Source organism: Robiginitalea sediminis (assembly GCF_002198115.1).
Classification (GTDB): domain Bacteria; phylum Bacteroidota; class Bacteroidia; order Flavobacteriales; family Flavobacteriaceae; genus Robiginitalea; species Robiginitalea sediminis.
This window is the reverse complement of record NZ_NGNR01000002.1, coordinates 410498-430582: the sequence shown is the minus strand read 5'-3', so window position 1 is coordinate 430582 and position 20085 is coordinate 410498. Positions and strand designations below refer to the sequence as shown.

Annotated in this window: 17 protein-coding genes; 11 read left to right on the top strand and 6 right to left on the bottom strand. The window is 55.6% G+C overall.

Features of this window, described 5'->3' with window-relative positions; all coding sequences use genetic code 11:
* Positions 1 to 16: 16 nt before the first annotated feature.
* The 3 genes from CA832_RS08130 to CA832_RS08120 all read left to right on the top strand — a co-directional run bounded on the left by CA832_RS08130 (position 17) and on the right by CA832_RS08120 (position 2512).
* Positions 17 to 475, top strand: a complete 459-nt coding sequence (locus tag CA832_RS08130) for a type I restriction enzyme HsdR N-terminal domain-containing protein (RefSeq protein WP_088341080.1) — start codon at positions 17 to 19, stop codon at positions 473 to 475.
* A 72-nt stretch (positions 476 to 547) separates the two neighbouring features.
* Entirely contained in the window at positions 548 to 1552 is a 1005-nt protein-coding gene (locus CA832_RS08125) for a glycosyltransferase family 2 protein (RefSeq protein WP_088341079.1), read from the top strand.
* Between the two features lie 96 nt (positions 1553 to 1648).
* The gene (locus CA832_RS08120; protein WP_088341078.1) at positions 1649 to 2512 is read left to right on the top strand and encodes an OmpA/MotB family protein; all 864 of its coding nucleotides are present in this window, start codon (positions 1649 to 1651) and stop codon (positions 2510 to 2512) included.
* A gap of 52 nt (positions 2513 to 2564) precedes the next feature.
* On the opposite strand, the gene CA832_RS08115 is transcribed toward CA832_RS08120, so the two are convergent.
* Genes CA832_RS08115 through CA832_RS08105 form a run of 3 tightly spaced genes read right to left on the bottom strand, consistent with a single transcriptional unit; the run spans position 2565 to position 6470 of the window.
* Complete coding sequence (locus CA832_RS08115; RefSeq protein WP_088341077.1) at positions 2565 to 3185, bottom strand: L-threonylcarbamoyladenylate synthase; 621 nt, start codon at positions 3183 to 3185, stop codon at positions 2565 to 2567.
* A gap of 17 nt (positions 3186 to 3202) precedes the next feature.
* Positions 3203 to 4096 carry a glycoside hydrolase family 16 protein gene (locus tag CA832_RS08110; RefSeq protein WP_088341076.1) on the bottom strand — a complete coding sequence of 298 codons (894 nt, stop codon included), beginning with the start codon at positions 4094 to 4096 and terminating at the stop codon, positions 3203 to 3205.
* Between the two features lie 58 nt (positions 4097 to 4154).
* The gene (locus CA832_RS08105; RefSeq protein WP_088341075.1) at positions 4155 to 6470 is read right to left on the bottom strand and encodes an ATP-dependent helicase; all 2316 of its coding nucleotides are present in this window, start codon (positions 6468 to 6470) and stop codon (positions 4155 to 4157) included.
* Positions 6471 to 6605: 135 nt separating this feature from the next.
* On the opposite strand from CA832_RS08105, the gene CA832_RS08100 reads away from it, so the two are divergent.
* The 4 genes from CA832_RS08100 (at position 6606) to CA832_RS08085 (ending at position 9867) form a co-directional block, all read left to right on the top strand.
* Entirely contained in the window at positions 6606 to 7151 is a 546-nt protein-coding gene (locus tag CA832_RS08100) for a DsrE family protein (RefSeq protein WP_088341074.1), read from the top strand.
* A gap of 10 nt (positions 7152 to 7161) precedes the next feature.
* Positions 7162 to 8442 carry an amidohydrolase gene (locus tag CA832_RS08095; protein ID WP_088341073.1) on the top strand — a complete coding sequence of 427 codons (1281 nt, stop codon included), beginning with the start codon at positions 7162 to 7164 and terminating at the stop codon, positions 8440 to 8442.
* Positions 8443 to 8474: 32 nt separating this feature from the next.
* Positions 8475 to 9260 carry a hypothetical protein gene (locus tag CA832_RS08090; protein WP_143542355.1) on the top strand — a complete coding sequence of 262 codons (786 nt, stop codon included), beginning with the start codon at positions 8475 to 8477 and terminating at the stop codon, positions 9258 to 9260.
* Between the two features lie 88 nt (positions 9261 to 9348).
* Positions 9349 to 9867, top strand: coding sequence for a DUF7935 family protein (locus tag CA832_RS08085; RefSeq protein ID WP_088341071.1), 519 nt, complete (start codon positions 9349 to 9351; stop codon positions 9865 to 9867).
* Between the two features lie 6 nt (positions 9868 to 9873).
* Here the strand turns inward: CA832_RS08085 and CA832_RS08080 are convergent, their stop codons facing one another.
* Both CA832_RS08080 and CA832_RS08075 read right to left on the bottom strand, forming a co-directional pair.
* Complete coding sequence (locus CA832_RS08080) at positions 9874 to 10779, bottom strand: patatin-like phospholipase family protein (RefSeq protein ID WP_088341070.1); 906 nt, start codon at positions 10777 to 10779, stop codon at positions 9874 to 9876.
* Positions 10776 to 12857 carry a M1 family metallopeptidase gene (locus CA832_RS08075; RefSeq protein ID WP_088341069.1) on the bottom strand — a complete coding sequence of 694 codons (2082 nt, stop codon included), beginning with the start codon at positions 12855 to 12857 and terminating at the stop codon, positions 10776 to 10778. Before CA832_RS08075 ends, CA832_RS08080 begins: the two co-directional genes overlap by 4 nt.
* 79 nt (positions 12858 to 12936) lie before the next feature.
* Between CA832_RS08075 and recG the strand changes: the two genes are divergently transcribed.
* The 4 genes from recG to CA832_RS08055 all read left to right on the top strand — a co-directional run bounded on the left by recG (position 12937) and on the right by CA832_RS08055 (position 18891).
* Positions 12937 to 15042, top strand: coding sequence for an ATP-dependent DNA helicase RecG (gene recG, locus CA832_RS08070; protein WP_088341068.1), 2106 nt, complete (start codon positions 12937 to 12939; stop codon positions 15040 to 15042).
* A gap of 234 nt (positions 15043 to 15276) precedes the next feature.
* The gene (gene leuC / locus CA832_RS08065) at positions 15277 to 16686 is read left to right on the top strand and encodes a 3-isopropylmalate dehydratase large subunit (protein WP_088341067.1); all 1410 of its coding nucleotides are present in this window, start codon (positions 15277 to 15279) and stop codon (positions 16684 to 16686) included.
* A gap of 69 nt (positions 16687 to 16755) precedes the next feature.
* Positions 16756 to 17352 carry a 3-isopropylmalate dehydratase small subunit gene (leuD, locus tag CA832_RS08060; protein WP_088341066.1) on the top strand — a complete coding sequence of 199 codons (597 nt, stop codon included), beginning with the start codon at positions 16756 to 16758 and terminating at the stop codon, positions 17350 to 17352.
* Between the two features lie 21 nt (positions 17353 to 17373).
* Complete coding sequence (locus tag CA832_RS08055; RefSeq protein ID WP_088341065.1) at positions 17374 to 18891, top strand: alpha-isopropylmalate synthase regulatory domain-containing protein; 1518 nt, start codon at positions 17374 to 17376, stop codon at positions 18889 to 18891.
* On the opposite strand, the gene CA832_RS08050 is transcribed toward CA832_RS08055, so the two are convergent.
* Positions 18892 to 20064, bottom strand: a complete 1173-nt coding sequence (locus CA832_RS08050; RefSeq protein WP_143542354.1) for an MFS transporter — start codon at positions 20062 to 20064, stop codon at positions 18892 to 18894.
* Between the last annotated feature and the right edge of the window lie 21 nt (positions 20065 to 20085).

Here is a 20085-nt window from a genome sequence, read left to right as displayed (position 1 = left end):
AATGCACATTTGCAGCATGCGAAAACTCAATTTTCCCGCATACCCGTTCCGATTCAAAAGTAGGGAAAATAACCCCCTGGTCTTCGATGTGGTCCGTAAAAAATACGTGCGGCTGCAACCAGAGGAATGGGTGCGCCAGCATTGCATCCAGTACCTGAACCGGGAAAAAGGCTACCCCCTGGGGCGCATGCTGGTGGAGCGCGAAATCCGGGTAGGCCCTGTCAGGAAAAGGGTGGATATCGCCGTTTGCGGAGACCGGGGGGAGATCGATTTGCTGGTGGAATGCAAAGCGCCCGAGGTGGCCCTGACCCAGGAAGTCTTCGACCAGATTGCCCGATACAATATGGCCCTGGGGTCTCCCCTGCTGATGGTTACCAACGGATTGTCCCATTACTATTGCCGGATGGATTACGAAAACAAGGCGTACGACTTCCTGCGGGAACTCCCGGCCTCAGGCATGGCTCCCCTGCCCTGATTCGGTAAAAAATTGCGTACTTTGGCCCCTTCGAAGCCCGGGTATCCCCGGGCCGTTTTTTGACCTGATCGCATGCCATCAATCGCCATTGTTATCCTGAACTGGAACGGGAGGGCCCTTCTGGAACGCTTCCTTCCATCGGTAGTGGCCCATTCCCAGGGTGCCGAAATCGTGGTGGCAGACAATGCCTCCACGGACCATTCCGTTGCGTATCTCAGAGCGGAATATCCCGGTATCCGGGTGGTGGAAAACCCCTTTAATGGCGGTTTTGCACAAGGGTATAACATGGCACTTGAAAAGGTCGATGCCGACCTGTACTGCCTGCTGAATTCCGATGTGGAGGTAACCGAAGGCTGGCTGGAACCGGTATTGGATCTCTTTCACAACCGTCCGGACATCGGGATTGTCCAGCCCAAGATAAAAGACCTGCTGCAACCGGAGCGATTCGAGTACGCCGGCGCAGCCGGGGGGTTTCTGGATCGGTTCGGGTATCCGTTCTGCCGGGGCCGCATTTTTCAGAGTCTGGAAGAGGACAGGGGGCAATACGACGACACCCACAGCATCTTCTGGGCCACGGGGGCCTGTATGTTTATCCGCAAAGAAGTGTTCTGGGAACTGCAGGGCTTCGACCCGGATTACTTTGCCCACCAGGAGGAGGTAGACCTTTGCTGGCGCGCACAAAACCACGGGTATCAGGTTTTTTATACCGGGAGTTCAGTAGTCTATCACCTGGGCGGTTCTACCCTGAGTAACATGAACCCCAAAAAGACCTTTTTGAATTTCCGGAACTCCCTGTACTCCATAACCAAGAACCTGCCCCGTAAAAAGGCTTTTCCCATAGTGCTTAGCCGCTTGGTACTGGACGGGGTGGCGGCAGCGCGCTTCCTGCTGCAAGGGCGTGGCCGGCATGCCTGGGCCATCCTCAGGGCCCACTTGAGTTACTACCGCCATGTTCCGGCCATGCTTCGCAAGCGCGAAAGAGTGAAATTCGTATTAAAGTATTACCGTACGACATCCGTGGTATGGGCCTATTACGTAAATGGGGTAAAGACTTTTAACAAATTGGTAAAAGATTAACGAATTCGGTTTATCGACCGGCCCCCTTTTGCATAATTTTGTTTAAATTATTACAATCGTACGAATCCTTAACAACTTAAATGCATAAATAATACTATGAAAAAACTGATTGTAGGCTGCCTGGGACTGGCCCTGGCCCTGTCCTCCTGTGTATCCCAGAAAAAGTATGCAGAACTGGAAGCCAAGCAAAAAGAGACGCAAGACTTACTCAATTCGGCCACTGTTAAGCTCAACTCCTGTCTGGAGGACAAGGCCACCGCAGATGCGCGCCTGAAAACCCTCGAGGATCAGAATGCTTTCCTCAAAGCAAACAACCAGGAGCTGATCAACAACATGGGGAACCTGACCACCCTCACCGCCAAGGGTGCCGAAAACCTGGAGAAGTCTCTGGAAAGCCTCCGGGAAAAAGACCTGACCATCCGCAAGCTTCAGGATGCCATTACCCGCCGGGATTCCGTTAACCTGGCTCTGGTTCAGAGCCTGAAAGGGGTGCTGGGTAACCTGGACGACGAGGATATCGAGATCAGCGTAGAGAAAGGGGTGGTATTTGTTTCCATCTCAGACAAACTGCTTTTCCGCAGCGGAAGCTACAATGTAACCGATGCCGCGAAAGCCGTCCTTGGCAAAGTAGCCCAGGTGGTTAACAACAAACCGGATTTCGAATTCATGGTAGAAGGCCACACAGACAATGTTCCCTACCGCAGCGGCGTCCTGTTGGATAACTGGGACCTAAGTGCCAAGCGCGCCACCTCCGTGGTTCGCATCCTGCAGAATGATTTCGGGGTAGACCCCGCCCGTATGACCGCTGCCGGCCGCAGCTATTACGTACCGCTGTCTACCAACGATACTGCTGCAAACCGCGCCAAAAACCGCCGTACCCGCATCGTGGTATTGCCGAAACTGGACCAATTCTATTCCATGATCGAAGAAGGAATGAAAGACCCCGCGATCAACCGCTAAGAACACTAGAATTTTCAATAAGAACCCCGGGCAATTGTCCGGGGTTTTTTTGTCAGAGGATGTCCAGGGAACCTTTACCCTCGCGGACCACTTCAGGCTCTGGGCCTGAGAGGTCAATAATGGTGGAGGCCACATTCCCCCCATACCCGCCATCTATAACAGCATCTACCCGCTTCCCCCATTTTTCATAAATGAGCTCCGGATCCGTAGTGTATTCCAGGATGTCGTCATCATCCCGGATAGAGGTGGAGACAATGGGGTTTCCAAGGGCCCTTACCAGCTCATGGGCAATGGTGTTGTCCGGTACGCGAATCCCTACGGTTTTCTTCTTCTTGAAGTCCCGGGGAAGGTCTTTGCCCCCCGGTAAAATAAACGTGTAAGGGCCGGGTAATGCGCGTTTGAGGATTTTAAAGGTTGGGGTGTCTATCTGCCGCACATAATCCGAGAGGTTGCTCAGGTCTTCGCAGATGAAGGACCAGTTGGCCTTTTCGAGTTTCACGCCCTTGATCCGGGCAAGACGCTCCAGGGCCCTGCTCTGGGTTATGTCGCACCCCAGTCCGTAGACCGTGTCGGTAGGATAAATAACCAGGCCTCCTGAACGCAGGATGTCTACCACACGCCTTATTTCACGGGGGTTTGGGTTCTCTTCGTAAATCTTGATAAACTCCGCCATCTCATCCCTGCTTAAGGTTACTGTCCCGGGGGTGGAACCTGGTATACCCGCACATAGTCTACCTCCATCACTGCCGGGAAAATCGTGTCTTCCACACCCTGGAGCCCACCCCAGTCTCCTCCTACTGCTATGTTCATCAGAAAATAAAAGGGCTTACTGAAGGGCCAGTTCTCCGCTGTAGTCGGAGTAGGCCTCGGGAAAACGAGGGTCACCTGGGACGGGTCGTCCAGGTAAAACTTGATATACTGGTCCGTCCAGAGAATGCCGTAATTGTGGAACTCCTCCTCTATCGTTTCCAGGGGAACGGGGCCTGAGGTTACCTGGGTGCCGTCCTTATGGTTATTGGCCGGACTGTGGATGGAGAAATGCACCTTTCCGGGGTCGTAACTGACGTATTCCATCATGTCGATCTCCCCGCATTCGGGCCAGCCCACCTGCCCAATATTGGACCCGAGCATCCAGAGGGCCGGCCAGATGCCCTTCCCCTTCCACTCCGGGATCTTTGCCCGGATCTCCAGCCTCCCAAAGGTAAACGCCTCCCGGCTGTTGAGGCGTGCCGATTCATAATCGCCCACGTGGCCGCCCGTACCTACTTTCCGGGCGGTTATTTTAAGGGTGCCGTCGCTCACCTCGGTCACCCCCTGGGTTACATAGTTCTGCCATTCGTTGTTGCCCCAACCGTGGTCCCCGGTTTCAAAGGTCCACTTATCGGGGTCCAGGGAGGTTCCGTCAAATTCATCGCTCCACACCAGAGTTGCGGCATCCCAGTAATCGGGATCCTGTGGGTTCGGTAGCTCGGGCTGAGGCAACAGCCCCATTTCATCTTCTGTGGTGTCTTGTTCGTTACGGCATCCGGCCAGTAGCAAAAGGCTGCTGAGCAATAAAAGGGTGGTATTCTTCACGGTTTTCATACTAATATATTTTAGTAAAGGCACATACGCCGTATTCACTAATCCTTCTCCGGATGACTTAATTCAGGAGCCTGAGTTTGGCAAATCGCAGGAGGAGTTTCTTTACGTCCCCCTGCTCAAAGCGGATTTCGGCCTTTTTGTCATTGCCGGCGCCTTCAATCTTCAGAACCGTCCCCTTTCCGAAACGGGAATGGTCTACCTGGCTCCCCTCCTGTAGTTCGGCGATAGCTGCCTGAGCAGGTTCGGGTTCCCCGAGGTTGGGTTTGATTTTACGCAATTTGCGCAACTGGTTTGGCGAGGGCCGGTTAGCCGATGGCGGGGTTCCAGCACGGGGCTTTTCCTGGCGCAGCCGGCTTTTATCCACCTCACCGAAAATATCCGTATTGAGCAGGGGACGGAACCGGTAAGTGTCCTCCGGGGTCAGGTTTTCAACAAACTTCTCGTCGATCTCCTGAATAAAGCGGCTTGGTTCGGCGTCGATGAGTTTACCCCATCGGTACCGGTTCTGGGCATAGGTCAGGTAGGCCTGCTTTTCTGCCCGGGTCAGGGCCACATAGAAAAGCCTGCGCTCCTCCTCCAATTCGCTCCGCGTATTCATACTCATGGCCGAGGGAAACAGGTCCTCCTCCATCCCCACAATATACACGTAAGGAAATTCCAGGCCTTTGGCCAGGTGGATGGTCATCAGGGCCACCCGGTCCTCGTCCCCAACCTCCTTGTCCATATCGGTGGCCAGGGCAACATCTTCCAGGAATTCCGTAAGGTCCCCCCTGGCATCTGCCAGCTCCCGCTGGCCCTCAACAAAGTCTTTGATCCCGTTCAAGAGCTCTTCGATATTCTCCATGCGGGCAATGCCTTCCGGTGTCCCGTCCTTTTTAAACTCCAGCAAAAGCCCGGACTTCTTGGCCACGTGCTCGGCCAGGGTGAAGGCATCGGCCTGCTGGTTCATAATCTGGAAACTGCGGATCATATTGGCAAATTCCTCGAGCCTGCGCCGGGTTCCAGCATTAAAGCCAAGGGAATCGCTCCCGAGCTGCTCCATGAGCCCGAAGATCGTGGCGCCTTTGGCATTGGCAGCCACTGTTAATTTGTCGACCGTTGCCTGCCCGATCCCCCGAGCCGGAAAATTGATGACCCGTTTGAGGGCTTCCTCGTCCGCCGGGTTGATGATCAGGCGCAGGTAGGCCAGAACATCTTTGATCTCCTTGCGCTGGTAGAAGGACAACCCCCCGTAAATACGGTAGGGGATGTCCTTTTTCCGGAGTGCGTCTTCGATAGCCCGGGATTGGGAGTTGGTCCGGTACAAAACCGCAAAATGCCCGTTGGGCAATTGCTGCTGCATTTTATTTTCAAAAATGGACGAGGCCACAAACCGGCCTTCCTCTGCATCTGTAGGGCTCCGGTGAAGCCTGATGAGCGGACCCTCATCATTGGCGGTCCAGACCACCTTTTCCAGTTGCTTGGTATTGTTGGCGATCACGCTATTGGCGGCACCTACGATATTCTTGGTAGACCTGTAATTCTGTTCCAGCCGGTAAACGGCAACATCGTCGTAATCCCTTTGGAAGTTCAGGATGTTTGTAATGTTGGCGCCCCGGAAGGAATAAATACTCTGGGCATCGTCCCCCACGACACAGATATTGTGGTACCGGTCTGCCAGGGCCCTCACGATAAGGTATTGGGAGTGGTTGGTGTCCTGGTACTCGTCTACCAGGATGTACTTAAAGCGCTCCTGGTATTTGGAGAGGACTTCGGGAAATCGGTTCAGCAGCTCATTAGTGCGCAGCAGCAGGTCGTCAAAATCCATGGCTCCGGCCTTAAAGCAACGATCCACGTAGTTCTGGTAGATCTCGCCCAAACGCGGCCTTTTCGCCATGGCATCAACCTCCTGCAGCTCCGGGTTCTGGAAGTAGGCCCGTACGGTGATCAGGCTGTTTTTGTAGGAGGAGATCCGCTGCTGGACCTGCTTGAATTTATAGACGTCCTTGTCCAGGCCCATTTCCTTGATGATGGAGGCTATCAGGCGCTGGGAATCCTGGGTGTCGTAAATGGTGAAATTACTGGGAAAACCGAGTTTATCCCCTTCATAGCGCAGTAAACGGGCGAAAATGGAGTGGAAGGTACCCATCCAGAGGTTTTTGGCCTCCCCTTCCCCCACTATGGTGGCAATCCGTTTTTTCATTTCCCGGGCTGCCTTGTTCGTAAAGGTCAGGGCCAGGATATTAAAGGCGTCTACCCCCTGGTTCATCAGGTGGGCGATGCGGTAGGTAAGCACCCTGGTTTTGCCGGAACCGGCCCCGGCAATGACCATCAGGGGGCCGTCCTTGTGCAGGACAGGTGCTTTCTGTGCTTCATTCAATTCTTCCAGGAACATGCCCGATCTCCTTTAAAACCGTGAATTTAGGTATTATCCACTGCAACCTCAAACCCTGTCCTGCCCGAGTTATAAACAATGTATTTCCGGAAACCTCCAATTTGAATATCTTTAACGCTTAACCCCAAACGGCCTATGAGATTTTTTACGCGCTGTGGTTTACTGGTCCTCGGAGGATTGCTTTCCGGAACCCTTTCAGGCCAAGTGAAGGCAGATGGCCCAGCCGTCTACGGGTATGGCGCCGTTTGGGAAGTGCCGGATGCCACATACCCAACAGACACCAACGCCACTTTCCGTGCCGTTATTGACGTAATGAACAGCCCGGAAGACCCGGCAGCGGTTAACCCCTGGATGGAGACGGCGGTCCGGTTCCTGAATATGCACATGCGCGCCGGCGTTCCTGCAGCCCAACTGGAAGTGGTCCTGGTGGTCCACAACAAAGCGACGCCGGACTTGCTGAAGACCGAAATATACCGCGAACAATTCGGGGTAGACAACCCCAATGCCCCGCTACTGGCGGCTCTTATGGAAGCCGGCGGCAGGGTCATCCTCTGCGGACAGTCCTCGTACTCCCGGGGCGTCCCCCTATCGAAAACCCTTGAGGGCGTGGAGTTATCCCTCTCTGCCATGACCGCTCTGATCCAACTGCAGGATGAGGGCTACAGACTTATAAAATTCTAAAACCAACCCCATGAGAAACACGTTTATCCTCGTAGCAACCCTGGCTGTTTGTGGCCTTAACGCTCAAACCAAAGGCCTGGACAAGGCCTATGCCGAAGTAGAACCCAAGGTAGTGGAATGGCGCCGGGATATCCACCAAAACCCGGAACTCTCCAACCGGGAATTCAAAACAGCGGCTAAAGTGGCCGCCCACCTCGAATCCCTGGGAATTGAGGTGCAGACCGGGGTGGCCCATACCGGGGTTGTTGGGTTATTAAAAGGCAGCAAGCCGGGGCCCGTTGTGGCCCTCCGGGCCGATATGGACGCCCTGCCGGTAACCGAGCGCAATGACCTCCCTTTTAAATCTACAGTTACCGGGGAATTCAACGGGCAAGAGGTAGGCGTCATGCACGCCTGCGGGCACGATACCCACGTAGCCATCCTGATGGGGGCCGCAGAAGTCCTCTCTAAAAACAGGGACCAGCTGCGGGGTTCTGTCAAATTTATTTTCCAGCCGGCTGAGGAAGGCCCGCCCGTTGGGGAGGAAGGCGGTGCCCTGCTTATGGTTAAAGAAGGGGTTATGGATAACCCGAAGGTGGATGCCATCTTTGGCCTCCACATCAATTCCCAGACCCCTGTGGGGATGATCCGCTACAAGTCCGGCGGCACCATGGCGGCGGCCCAGAGTTTTACCATCCGGGTGAAGGGCAAACAGAGCCATGGCTCCCAGCCCTGGTCCGGGGTGGACCCCATCCTGATCAGCGCCAAGATCATCGACGGGCTGCAAACCATCATCAGCCGGGAATCCAACCTTACCAATGAGGCTGCCGTGATTACCGTGGGCAAGATCACCAGCGGGGTGCGTTTCAATATTATCCCGGAGTCCGCCGAAATGATCGGCACCATCCGCACCCTGGACTACGACATGAAAGATCACATCAACCGCAGGATGAAGGAAATGGTCGCCGATATTGCCCGTGCGTACGGGGGGGAGGCCAGCGTGGAAATCCGCGATGCCACCGAAATCACATTTAACGACCCTGCCCTGGTAGACCAGATGCTCCCCACGCTTCAACGGGTGGCCGGAACTAACCAGGTCGTTTCCCAGAAGGCAGTTACCGGAGCGGAAGATTTTTCCTATTTCCAGAAGAAGGCCCCCGGGTTCTTCTTTTTTCTGGGCGGGATGACCCCCGGAAACCAGGAATCCTTCCCGCACCATACCCCGGATTTTATGATAGATGACAGCGGGCTGCTCCTCGGGGTAAAAGCCCTTACTGAATTGACCCTGGATTACATGAATACCGGGAAGTAGGCCCTATATTTGCGGGAGAAAACCAAGCGCTCATGAAGTATTTATACACGTTCGGACCCTCGTTGCTCTTCCTCTTCACCCTCCTGTTTTCTACAGGACTACACGGGCAGCGCCGCAGCGATCTCCTGGCGGAAATCGACACGTTGAACGCCCGGATCCGGGATCTGGAGGAGGCGGTGAACCAGGCGCAGCGCAGGGAAAGTGCAAGCAAGGCCGAGGCAGCCTCCTACGAGGTCCAGGTCCGGGAACTGAAGGATGCCAACAATACCCTTTTGAAGAACCTGAACAGTTTTGCACAGGTCTCTAACAAAAACAACGAATCCCTGAATCAGGCCCTGGCCTCTCTCGAAGCGCGGGAGGCAGAACTGAGAGGGATCATGGAGACCCTCGGCCGTAACGATTCCACCATCATTGCCCTGCTTACCGATGCCAAGAAAACCCTGGGGCCCGATGCCCAGCTGAAGGCAGCCGGAGGGAGCCTGGTGATATCCGGAACCCTGGACCAGCTCTTCGGGGGCGATACAAACACGGAACTCACCGAAGGTGCCGCCGGGTGGCTGGCCGGGATCGCCACTTTGGTCAAAGCCCACCCTCAGCTGGGGGTAACCGTCGAAGGACTCTCCATGACCGGGGACATTGCCCTGGCAGCCCGGCAGGGTACTGCGGTGATGAATGCCCTGAGAGACAACCATGGCATAGCCGCATCGCGAATGAGCGCAAGGGGGCGTGACGGGAATTTCAGCGAGGGGGTAGATGTGATGCTGCACCCGGATTACAGGGCCTTCTACCGGGATGTTAAGGCTGAAATAAAGCAATAACCGGGTCCGGAGGCCAGATCGGCAGGGGTGGATATACTTTTTGATCCAATCCTCCGTTTTGTTTCCAAAACCAAACCTAAACCCTGATATGTCCGGAGACGATATCTTTCAATTATTCGCTTTTTTACTTCCCGCCGTGGTGACTGGGGCCGTGGCCTTTTATTTTTTCAGACTGCATACCCGAAACGAGGACGGGCGCCGCAGGTTCCTCCTGCAAAAGGACAGCCAGAAGAACGCCCTGCCTATAAGGCTGCAGGCCTACGAGCGGATGGCGCTTTTCCTGGAACGTATTTCCATCCCCAGCCTTGTGGTCCGCGTTGGCCCGAAATCGGCAGATAAATCGGATTACGAAAACCTGTTAATCCGCTCCATTGAAAATGAATTTGAGCACAACCTCTCCCAGCAGATCTATATGTCGGATGAATGCTGGAATGTGATCAAGGCAGCCAAGAACGCTACGATCCAGGCCATCCGCAAAGCCGCCCTGAGCGAAACGGATTCCGCAGACAAACTGCGGGAGGATATCCTCAACGAGTCCATGGAGAAAGCCTCCCCCTCCGCCACCGCCCTCTCATTCGTGAAAAAAGAGATCGGGGAACTCTGGTAGCCTGAGCTATTCCGGTTCCAGCGGACTGGTCCGCCCGGACTTGGAAGCCGCATACTGCCTCCCCCGCTCCCACCACTGCGTCATCTGCTCCCGGTCGAAGATCAGGGAGTTGGTAGTAAGTACCGTTGGGGTATAGTAAAAGTTGATGATGGCATCGTGCTGGTTGGCCACAAATTTCCCGATTTTGATATTCTGCTGCTCGATCCTATCCAGCATAAAGGCAAACATATTGGTTAGCAGGGAAAAGGCGTTGCGGGAGGGCATGCGGTTAAGCTGGGTGACCTCCGTATGCAGGACGATGGCATCCACCTCCGTAGCCCCGCGCCGGATGGCCTCCTCTATAGGTACAATACAACCCAGACCCCCATCGGCGTAGTCGCAGCCATTTTTGCGGACCAGGCTCATAAACGGGGTGTAATTACAGGAAATCCAGATCCACTCGCAAAACTCGTCGTAATCGAAATCGCGGAGGGACTTGTACTCCACCTGGTTTAAGGACAGGTTGGAAACCGTCACCAGCAGGTCGGAAGCTCCTTCTTTCAACGTCTGGAACTCCTCAGGGGTCAGGGTCCTGCGGATAAGCTGCAACAGGTTGTGGCTTTCCCCGAAGGTCTTGCTCCCCCTTAAAAAGTTTTGTACCACGTTCCAGTGGTTAATCCCGATGGATGCGGTCCCGTGCTTGCGCTGAATGGTAAAGGGACGCCGACTGAAGATACTTTCCTGGTTAACCGAGGTATAGGCATGCCTTACTTTGGGGATATCGCCCAGGGCCAGATGGGGGATCAATAAACTTCCGGTAGAGGTCCCCAGGTACAGGTCGTACCGGTTTCCCAAATCCTGGATAAGGTGCTGGGCCACCCCCCCTGCAAAGGCCCCCTTGCTTCCCCCTCCCGAGATAACCAGTGCTTTCATAGTTCCCGCAGTTTGGCGTGAAAATACGGAAAAGATGCCGCGGGGAACCTGTTGCCAAGAGACAGCCAGAAGTCCCTACCTTCCGGATCTTCCAAAAGGGTGTCCAGCAGCCGGCGGGCATACAGTTTGAATTGCCAGGCATAATGTTCAGTAGCCACTACCAAGTCTGCCAGGTTCTCGCCATTGAGGGCACCAGCCCTGTGAAGCATCCGCAGGGCATTCTCCCTGATTTCCCGGTTGTGGTGCGGGGCGGTGGTTTCCCTCAGGGCAGTCAGGTACCCGACCCGGGCCGCCTCCGTATCGTATTCGCTGTAAAGCGCGAGCAACCACCACAGTTGCCGGACCTGCAGGTCCCCCAGGGTACCATTTGAAGCCGCCTTTCGCAGGAGGTCATGCCTGGACTCCGGATACCCCTGCCAGGCCCAGAACAAGGCCGTCTCCCGCAGATTATAGTCCGGGGCATCCAAAAAGGCTTCCAGGTAAGGCTGCATCCAGGGTTCCGTCCCTGTAATACGGTCCAGAAGTGCCCTGGCCACCCTGGGTCGGCCATCTTCCGAAGCCATCTGAAATAAGGCTTCCTCCAATCTCCCGCTATAGGCCCCGAGTAAGGCTGCGCGGTACGGCTCCAGGGTGTCCCGCTCCCAGTAGGCGTTGAGAACCCCAGGGTCATTACGCTCCAGGGAATCCCGCCTTCTGAATTCCAGGAAACGGGCCACCGACGGACTGCTGCCCTCCAGCAAGGTTTCTGCCTCTGCCATGGGAAAGCCGGAGGCCTCCAGCCATGTCTGCCGAAAAGCGTCCAGCGATTTTGAGGTATTCGATGCCATGGCCTCCAGAAGCTGGTCTACCGTGGCATTTCCATAGGCATATTTTTGAAGGAATAGTTTCATTCCCGCCCGGAAGGCCTCCTCCCCCATGGCCTGCTGCAACGCGAAGAGGGCCCAGGCCCCCTTTTCATAAAAGACGAGGCTTCCGGCTCCCGGGTCCAGCAGAGATTTCCCATCCCCGCTGCTATCCAGTTCCCGGAGGGAATAAGCCGTTCCAAGTAAGGTCCAGTAAAACTCCTCCCCTCCCCGGATCCGGGCGGTAGCCCTGTGGGCATAGTAGGTAGCAAACCCCTCGTGGAGCCAGTGCTGCCCCCCGTCGGTTTCCGTAACCAGGTTGCCAAACCACTGGTGGGCCAGTTCATGGGCGTTTACGTTTAGATAATCCCGGGAGGCAGGGCCCAGCGAATCGGTCAGGAACCGGTCCGAAAAGAACGTGGTGCCCGTATTCTCCATGCCTGCATAGATGAAATCGTGAAGGGGGACCTGCTTGTAGTTCTGCCAGGGGTACGGTACCCCGATTTCCTTTTCGAGGAAGTCAAAGACCTCCCGGGTATGGGCATAGGCGCGCGCGGCCTCCAGGTCCCGCCCGGGCGGGAAAAAGAGTTTTAGCGGAACCCCACTGGAAGAAGTGCCTTCAAAGTACTGGAAATGCCCAGCAGCAAAGGCCAGCAGGTAGCTGCTCATGGGTTTTTCCATACGGTACTCCCAGGTGCGGATTCCTCCTTTGTCCCGGGTTCCCAGCAATTTTCCGTTTGCAATGACCTGGTATTCCTGTGGAAAGTCGATGGTAAGGGAAAAAACCAGCTTCTCGGTCATATCGTCGAAACTGGGTACCCAATGGCTGGTATACTTCCCCTGCCCCTGGGTCCACACTTGTTCGTTCCAGGGGATGGAATCCTTCCAGCCGAGGAAATAGACCGCTTGGGAAGGTCGGGTCCCGTATTCAATTTCCAACTCATACTCCCCGGGAGCATCCGGGGCCGAAAGGCGCAAGACCCTTCCACTGTATGCATAGGCCACTTCCCTGCCCTGAAGGACCACGCGGGACAGGGCCATGTCCCGGGCATCGATCCGCAAACTATCAGACCCCGGCAGGGTCCTGAAGATAAAGCGCACCCGTCCTGCCAGGGAGTCAGACTCGGGAAAGGGGCGGATATGGATACCGGCACTGAGGAAATCTGGCGCAGGAGGCTGGGCTGCCGCAAGGGCCAGGCCAAACAAGCTCAGGGATATTCTAAAGAGGTTTCGCATACCAGTTGCACATCAAAATCCAATCCAAATTTAGGCAATGGCGGTTGCATGGGTATGGGGTAAGGCGTAATTTAGACCGATGCATCCCCAGCGCCTGCATACCGAGATTACCTTCCTGAAAGGCGTGGGCCCGGGCAGGGCCCGCCTGCTCTCCCAGGAACTGGGGGTTACCACATACCAGGACCTGCTTTACCTCTTTCCCAACCGATATATCGACAAAACCCGGTTTTATACGATTTCACAGCTGGAACGCAACAGTGCCGAAGTGCAGATTGTTGGGCAAGTGGTCCACCTGAAAACAGTGGAACAGAAAAAAGGCAAACGGCTGGTGGCTACGTTCCGGGACCCTACAGGCGAAATGGAACTTGTGTGGTTTCGCAGCCACCAGTGGTTCCGCGAGCGCATTGCCCTTGGGGAACCCTACGTGGTTTACGGGCGGGTAAATTGGTATGCGGGCACATACTCCATGGCACACCCGGAAATGGAACTCCTGCGGAAATTTGAGCAGAAACCCCGAATCCGGATGCAGCCCATTTACCCTTCCACTGAGAGACTCAGCCGCCAGGGTGTGACCAACCGCCTGATTGCCCAATGGATGGCCCAATTGCTTGGGGAAGTAGAAGCAGACCTTACGGAAACCCTGCCGGGAACCCTGCTGGAGTCCCTGGGGCTGGTCGGAAAGAAAAAAGCCCTTATCCAGATTCATTTCCCCGATTCCCAGGCGGACCTGGCACGGGCCCAGGCACGGCTGAAGTTCGAGGAATTGTTCTATATCCAACTGGCCCTGCTGGCTAAAAAACAACAGCGCAAACTGAAGATCAAAGGGTTCGCCTTTCAGCAGGTCGGCGATCACTTCAACCGGTTTTACCGCGAACACCTCCCCTTTGAACTCACCGATGCCCAGAAACGCGTTATCCGGGAAATACGGGCAGACCTGGGAAGCCAGGCCCAGATGAACCGGCTGTTGCAGGGAGACGTGGGCTCCGGCAAGACTATAGTGGCCGTCCTGGCCATGCTCCTGGCGCTGGACAACGGGTACCAGGCCTGCCTGGTAGCCCCTACCGAAATCCTTGCACAGCAGCACCACCAGGCGGTTTGCGAACTGCTGGAGCCTATGGGGCTGTCTGCCGGGCTGCTCACTGGTTCGGTTAAGGAGAAGGACCGCAAACCCATGCTGGAAGCGCTTTTGAGCGGGGAACTGCCCTTTCTGATAGGGACCCATGCAGTGCTCGAAGATCGGGTCCGCTTCCATAACCTGGGCCTGGCCATCATTGACGAACAACACCGCTTTGGCGTAGCCCAAAGAGCCCGGCTCTGGAAAAAGAATACGAGCCCGCCACACATTTTGGTGATGACCGCCACCCCTATTCCGAGGACCCTGGCTATGAGCCTGTACGGAGACCTGGACATCAGTGTTATAGATACGTTGCCTCCGGGGCGGAAGCCGGTCAAGACCGTTTTCCGGAAAGATGCAGACCGCCTTAAGGTCTTCCGATTTATGAAAGACGAAATCGCCAAAGGGCGGCAGGTCTATGTGGTTTACCCCCTTATCCAGGAATCCGAAGCCCTTGACTACAAGGACCTGATGGACGGCTTTGAGAGTATCAGCCGGGAATTTCCCCAACCCCAGTACCAGGTCTCCATCGTTCACGGCCAGATGAAACCGGAGGACAAGGAATTTGAAATGCGCCGGTTTGTAAAAGGGCAGACCCAGATCATGGTGGCCACCACCGTGATTGAAGTGGGGGTTAACGTACCCAATGCCTCCGTCATGGTCATTGAAAGTGCCGAGCGCTTCGGGCTTTCCCAGCTTCACCAGCTCCGGGGGCGGGTGGGCCGCGGGGCCGACCAAAGCTACTGCATCCTGATGGGCAGCGACAAGCTATCCGAAGACGCCAGGACGCGGCTCCAGACCATGTGCCGGACCAACGACGGCTTTGAGATTGCGGAAACCGACCTCAAACTCAGGGGGCCGGGAGACCTGATGGGCACCCAGCAAAGCGGGGTCCTAAGCCTCAGGATTGCCGACGTGGTCAAGGACGGGGAGCTGCTGCGCGCCGCCCGGCACCATGCCGCGCACCTGCTGGAGGCCGACCCGCAACTATCCCACCCGGACAACCGTGTGGTCCGCGACAAGATGGCGCGGATGGAGGTGTTCAAAAACAGGTGGGATTATATCAGCTGAATCCGGACACGACTTACTACTACTTAGGGCTCAACTCATGTTTCGTACGCGTTCACCAGGGCAGTCCTTCCCCCAGTACAAACCCTGCTTCCTAGCCGAAACATGCCATATTCAGCAGCTCTTCGGGAATATAACCCTATGTTGGGCATCGTAATTTGAAGGGGCTTTGTTTTACGCAAGCCAAACCCCTTTGTACTTTAGCGAAGCTAAAATCACTTAAGGCAGAATCGCATTATGAGCAAAACCTTGTTCGACAAAGTCTGGGACTCGCACGTAGTCCGCAGTATCGAAAACGGCCCCGACGTCTTGTTTATCGACAGGCACCTGGTACATGAAGTTACCAGCCCGGTAGCCTTCCTGGGGCTTAAGAACCGGAGTATTCCGGTGCTTTACCCCAGCAGGACCTTCGCTACGGCCGACCATAACACTCCCACCCGCAACCAGCACCTGCCGGTGCAGGACCCCCTTTCGGCCAACCAGTTGGATGCCCTCCAGCGCAATGCGGAGGCTCACGGTATCCCCTATTGGGGGTTAGGCCATGAAAAAAACGGGATTGTGCATGTCATAGGGCCCGAAAACGGGATTACCCTCCCAGGGGCGACGATAGTTTGCGGCGATTCGCATACCTCCACACACGGGGCATTCGGAGCGATTGCATTTGGGATCGGGACTTCGGAGGTTGAAATGGTACTGGCCACCCAGTGTATCATGCAACCCAAGCCAAAAAGCATGCGCATCAGCATCGACGGAAAACTCAACCCTGCCGTTACCCCCAAGGATGTGGCCTTATACATCATCTCCCAGCTCACCACATCAGGTGCTACGGGATATTTTGTGGAATACGCCGGGGAGGTCTTCGAGAACATGAGTATGGAAGGCCGCATGACCGTATGCAACCTCAGTATTGAAATGGGGGCCCGGGGCGGGATGATTGCCCCGGATGCCAAAACCTTCGACTATATCAAGGGGCGGGAATTTGCGCCCAAGGGAGCCGATTGGGACCAGGCCATGGCGTACTGGGAAACCCTGCATTCCGATGCGGATGCCCGGTTCGACCGTGAGCTCCACTTCGACGGAGCATCCATAGAGCCCATGATTACCTATGGAACCAACCCCGGGATGGGCGTGGGTATTACCCACAGCATCCCTGAAGCCAGTGCCGTGGAAGGCGGGGCAAGCACCTACCGCAAATCGTTGGCCTATATGGACTTTAATGAAGGGGAATCCATGCTCGGGAAGAAAATCGATTTTGTATTTCTGGGCAGTTGCACCAATGGCCGCATAGAGGATTTCCGCGCCTTTGCCAGCGTAGTTAAAGGACGGAGGAAAGCGGACCACGTAACCGCCTGGCTGGTGCCAGGTTCCCACAAGGTGGAAAGCGCCATCCGCGAGGAAGGCATCCTGGAAATCCTGGAAGAAGCCGGTTTCGAATTAAGAGAACCCGGCTGCTCGGCCTGCCTGGCGATGAACGACGATAAAATCCCCGCGGGTAAATACGCGGTGAGCACCTCCAACCGGAATTTTGAAGGAAGGCAGGGCCCGGGGGCCCGCACCCTCCTGGCCAGCCCCCTGGTGGCCGCTGCTGCTGCCGTAACCGGAAAGGTTACAGACCCCAGGGAATTACTGGAATTGCAAACAGCTTAGAGCAAACAAAACCCGACTTCCACCCCGAAAGCTACCGGGGCAATTTCCAAATATTGACAGAACGACATTATGGCATACGATAAATTCAATATCCTGACCAGTACGGCCGTGCCCCTGCCCATCGAGAACGTGGACACGGACCAGATCATTCCCGCACGCTTCCTGAAAGCTACCGAGCGCAAGGGTTTTGGCGACAACCTGTTTAGGGATTGGCGATACAACCCGGATAATTCCCCGAAGGAACAATTTGTCCTGAACAATCCCATTTACGGGGGCAAAATCCTGGTAGGCGGGAAAAACTTCGGCTCCGGTTCCTCCAGGGAACATGCCGCCTGGGCCGTATACGACTACGGGTTCCGGTGCGTGGTATCGAGTTTCTTCGCGGATATCTTCCGCAATAACTGCCTGAACGTGGGAGTCCTGCCGGTGCAGGTCAGCCCGGAATTCCTGCAGGCTATTTTTGAGGCCATCGAAGCAAACCCCAAAACAGAACTGGAGGTAAACCTGCCTGAGCAGACCATAACCCTGAAGGCTACCGGCCAACAGGAATCCTTTGAGATCAACGGGTATAAAAAAGATAATCTGTTAAACGGTTTCGACGATATCGATTACCTGCTCAACATGAAGGTAGAGATCGAGACCTTTGCCACCAAGACCCCCCTTTAAGCCTTAAGGCAACCCTGACCTATGAGCAAGCGGCGTATTGAAATCATGGACACCACCCTTAGGGATGGGGAACAAACCTCCGGGGTCTCCTTTACGGCCTCGGAAAAACTCACCCTGGCCAAACTCCTTCTGGAAGAATTGCGCGTAGACCGCATTGAGGTGGCCTCTGCCCGGGTTTCCGAAGGGGAATTCGAGTCGGTGCGGCAGATTACTGGCTGGGCAGAAGGCGCAGGGCTGCTGGAACATGTGGAAATCCTGACTTTTGTTGATGGCGGTGCCTCCCTGGAATGGATGCGCAAGGCCGGAGCCAAAGTCCAGAATCTGCTCACCAAAGGCTCCCTGAACCACCTGAAATACCAGCTAAAGAAAAGCCCGGAAGCCCATTTCGAGGACATTGGCAGGGTACTGGAGGAGGCACGCAAACTGGGATTTTCTTCCAATATTTACCTGGAAGACTGGAGCAATGGGATGCGAAATTCACCGGAGTATGTCTTCCAGTTCCTGGATTTCCTGACCACACAGCCCATAAAACGTATCCTGCTCCCGGATACCCTGGGAGTCCTTACGCCTAAGGAAACCTTTGAATTCCTGAGTGCCATCCGGGAACGCTACCCGGACCAGCACATCGACTTCCACGGCCACAACGACTACGACCTGAGCGTAGCCAATGTGATGGAAGCAGTACGGGCGGGGGTAGACGGCCTCCACCTTACCGTTAACGGCATGGGGGAACGGGCCGGGAACGCCCCCCTGGCCAGCGTGGTGGCTGTGCTGAATGATTTTATGCCGGAAGTGGAAGTGGGCGTGGTGGAAAGTTCCCTGTATAAGGTCAGTAAACTGGTGTCTGCCTTTACCGGGATCACCATCCCGGCCAACAAACCCATTGTAGGGGAAAACGTATTTACCCAAACCGCTGGAATACATGCCGATGGGGACAACAAGAAGAATCTTTACTTCAATGACTTAATGCCGGAGCGTTTCGGGCGGAAAAGGCGCTATGCCCTGGGGAAAACCTCCGGAAAGGCCAATATCCAGAAGAACCTGCAGGAACTCGGGCTGACCCTGAATGAGGAAGAAGTCCGCAAGGTAACGGCCCGTATTATAGAGCTTGGAGATAAAAAGGAACGGGTTACCCGCGAGGACCTGCCGTATATCATCTCCGATGTTTTGGGCAGTGATATGCACCAACAACGCGTCTTTATCCGTTCCTATGTCCTGACCCATGCAAAGGGGTTGCAGCCCTCCACAGCGGTTGCCCTGGAAATAGACGGCAAAACCTACGAGGAACACGCCCAGGGAGACGGGCAGTTCGACGCGTTTATGAATGCCCTGCGCAAGGTCTATAAGGGCATCAAGCGCCCCTTGCCTACCCTGGTGGATTACGCGGTACGCATCCCACCGGGGTCCCACTCCGACGCCCTCTGTGAAACCGTAATCACCTGGAAGCACCAGGACCGCGAATTCACCACCCGGGGGTTGGACTCCGACCAGACGGTATCAGCCATCAAGGCCACCGAAAAAATGCTGAATATTCCCTGACTACGGGGTTTTTAAGTGTCTTTTACGCTGCCAGATCCCAAGGGCTATGATCGCCCCAACGGCAGCAAGGACAGCGCCTACCAGGCTGGGGCTGGTATACCCGTACCCCATAGTTAGCGGCAGACCGGCAAAAAAGGCACCAGAGGCATTGGCGATGTTAAACGCGCTCTGGTTGAAAGAGGAGGCCAGCATTTCCGACCCCTTGGACGCATCGATAATGGACATTTGAATGGGAGCCGCCATGGTAAAGGTGACCATCCCGATGACAAAGCACATCACAAGGACCCATCCCGGATAGGGAGCCAGGGCCGCATTGAGCACCAGCATTAGCGCCATGGAAGACATCCCAACGGCGGTGGCGCGAACGGGTCGCAGCCACTCCACCAGCCGGGCACCGATTAGATTTCCGATCACCATCCCGACCCCTGAAAGGACCATGGCCAGGCTTACCGTGGTTTCGGTGTGCCCTGAGACTTCCATCAGGAGCGGGGCGATATAGCTATACCAGGCAAAGAACCCGCCGGTCCCGATAGCGGTAAGGGCCAAAAGGGACCAGAGTTCCCATCCGCCCATGCCGGAACCCTTGGAGGACTCTCCGGAATCCTTCCCGGATTCGGGAGGCATCCATAAAAACAGGCAGAGCACGGTCAGGATGCCCACTACCGCAATCATCAGGAAGGAAGCGCCCCAATGCCAGGTATTGCCGATATAGGTCCCTAGCGGGACGCCCAGGACATTGGCCAGGGTAAAGCCGGAAAACATACGGGCAATGGCCCGTGCCTCCCTGCCCGGTGGTGCCAGGCGGGCTGCCCGTACCGCCCCAATCCCGAAATAAGCACCATGCGGCAGGCCAGCCAGGAATCGGATGGCCAGCATGCTGTAATACCCTTCTGCCAGGGCCGAAAGCCCATTGAACAAGGTAAACCAAAGCATCAGGCCCAGAAGCACCTTCCGGGAGGGCCAGCGCGAAGCCAACCGGGTCAGCAGGGGTGCGCCCACCACCACCCCAAGTGCGTAAGCCGAGATAAAATGTCCGGCCTGTGGGATGGTAACGGAAAGGGACCCCGCTACTTTGGGGAGGATGCCCATAATCACAAACTCAGTAAGGGCAATACCAAAGGCTCCCATGGCCAGGGCAATGATCGCCTTTAAATGGGAACGGGAGGACGGCATCTACAAGGAGGTTTAAACCCT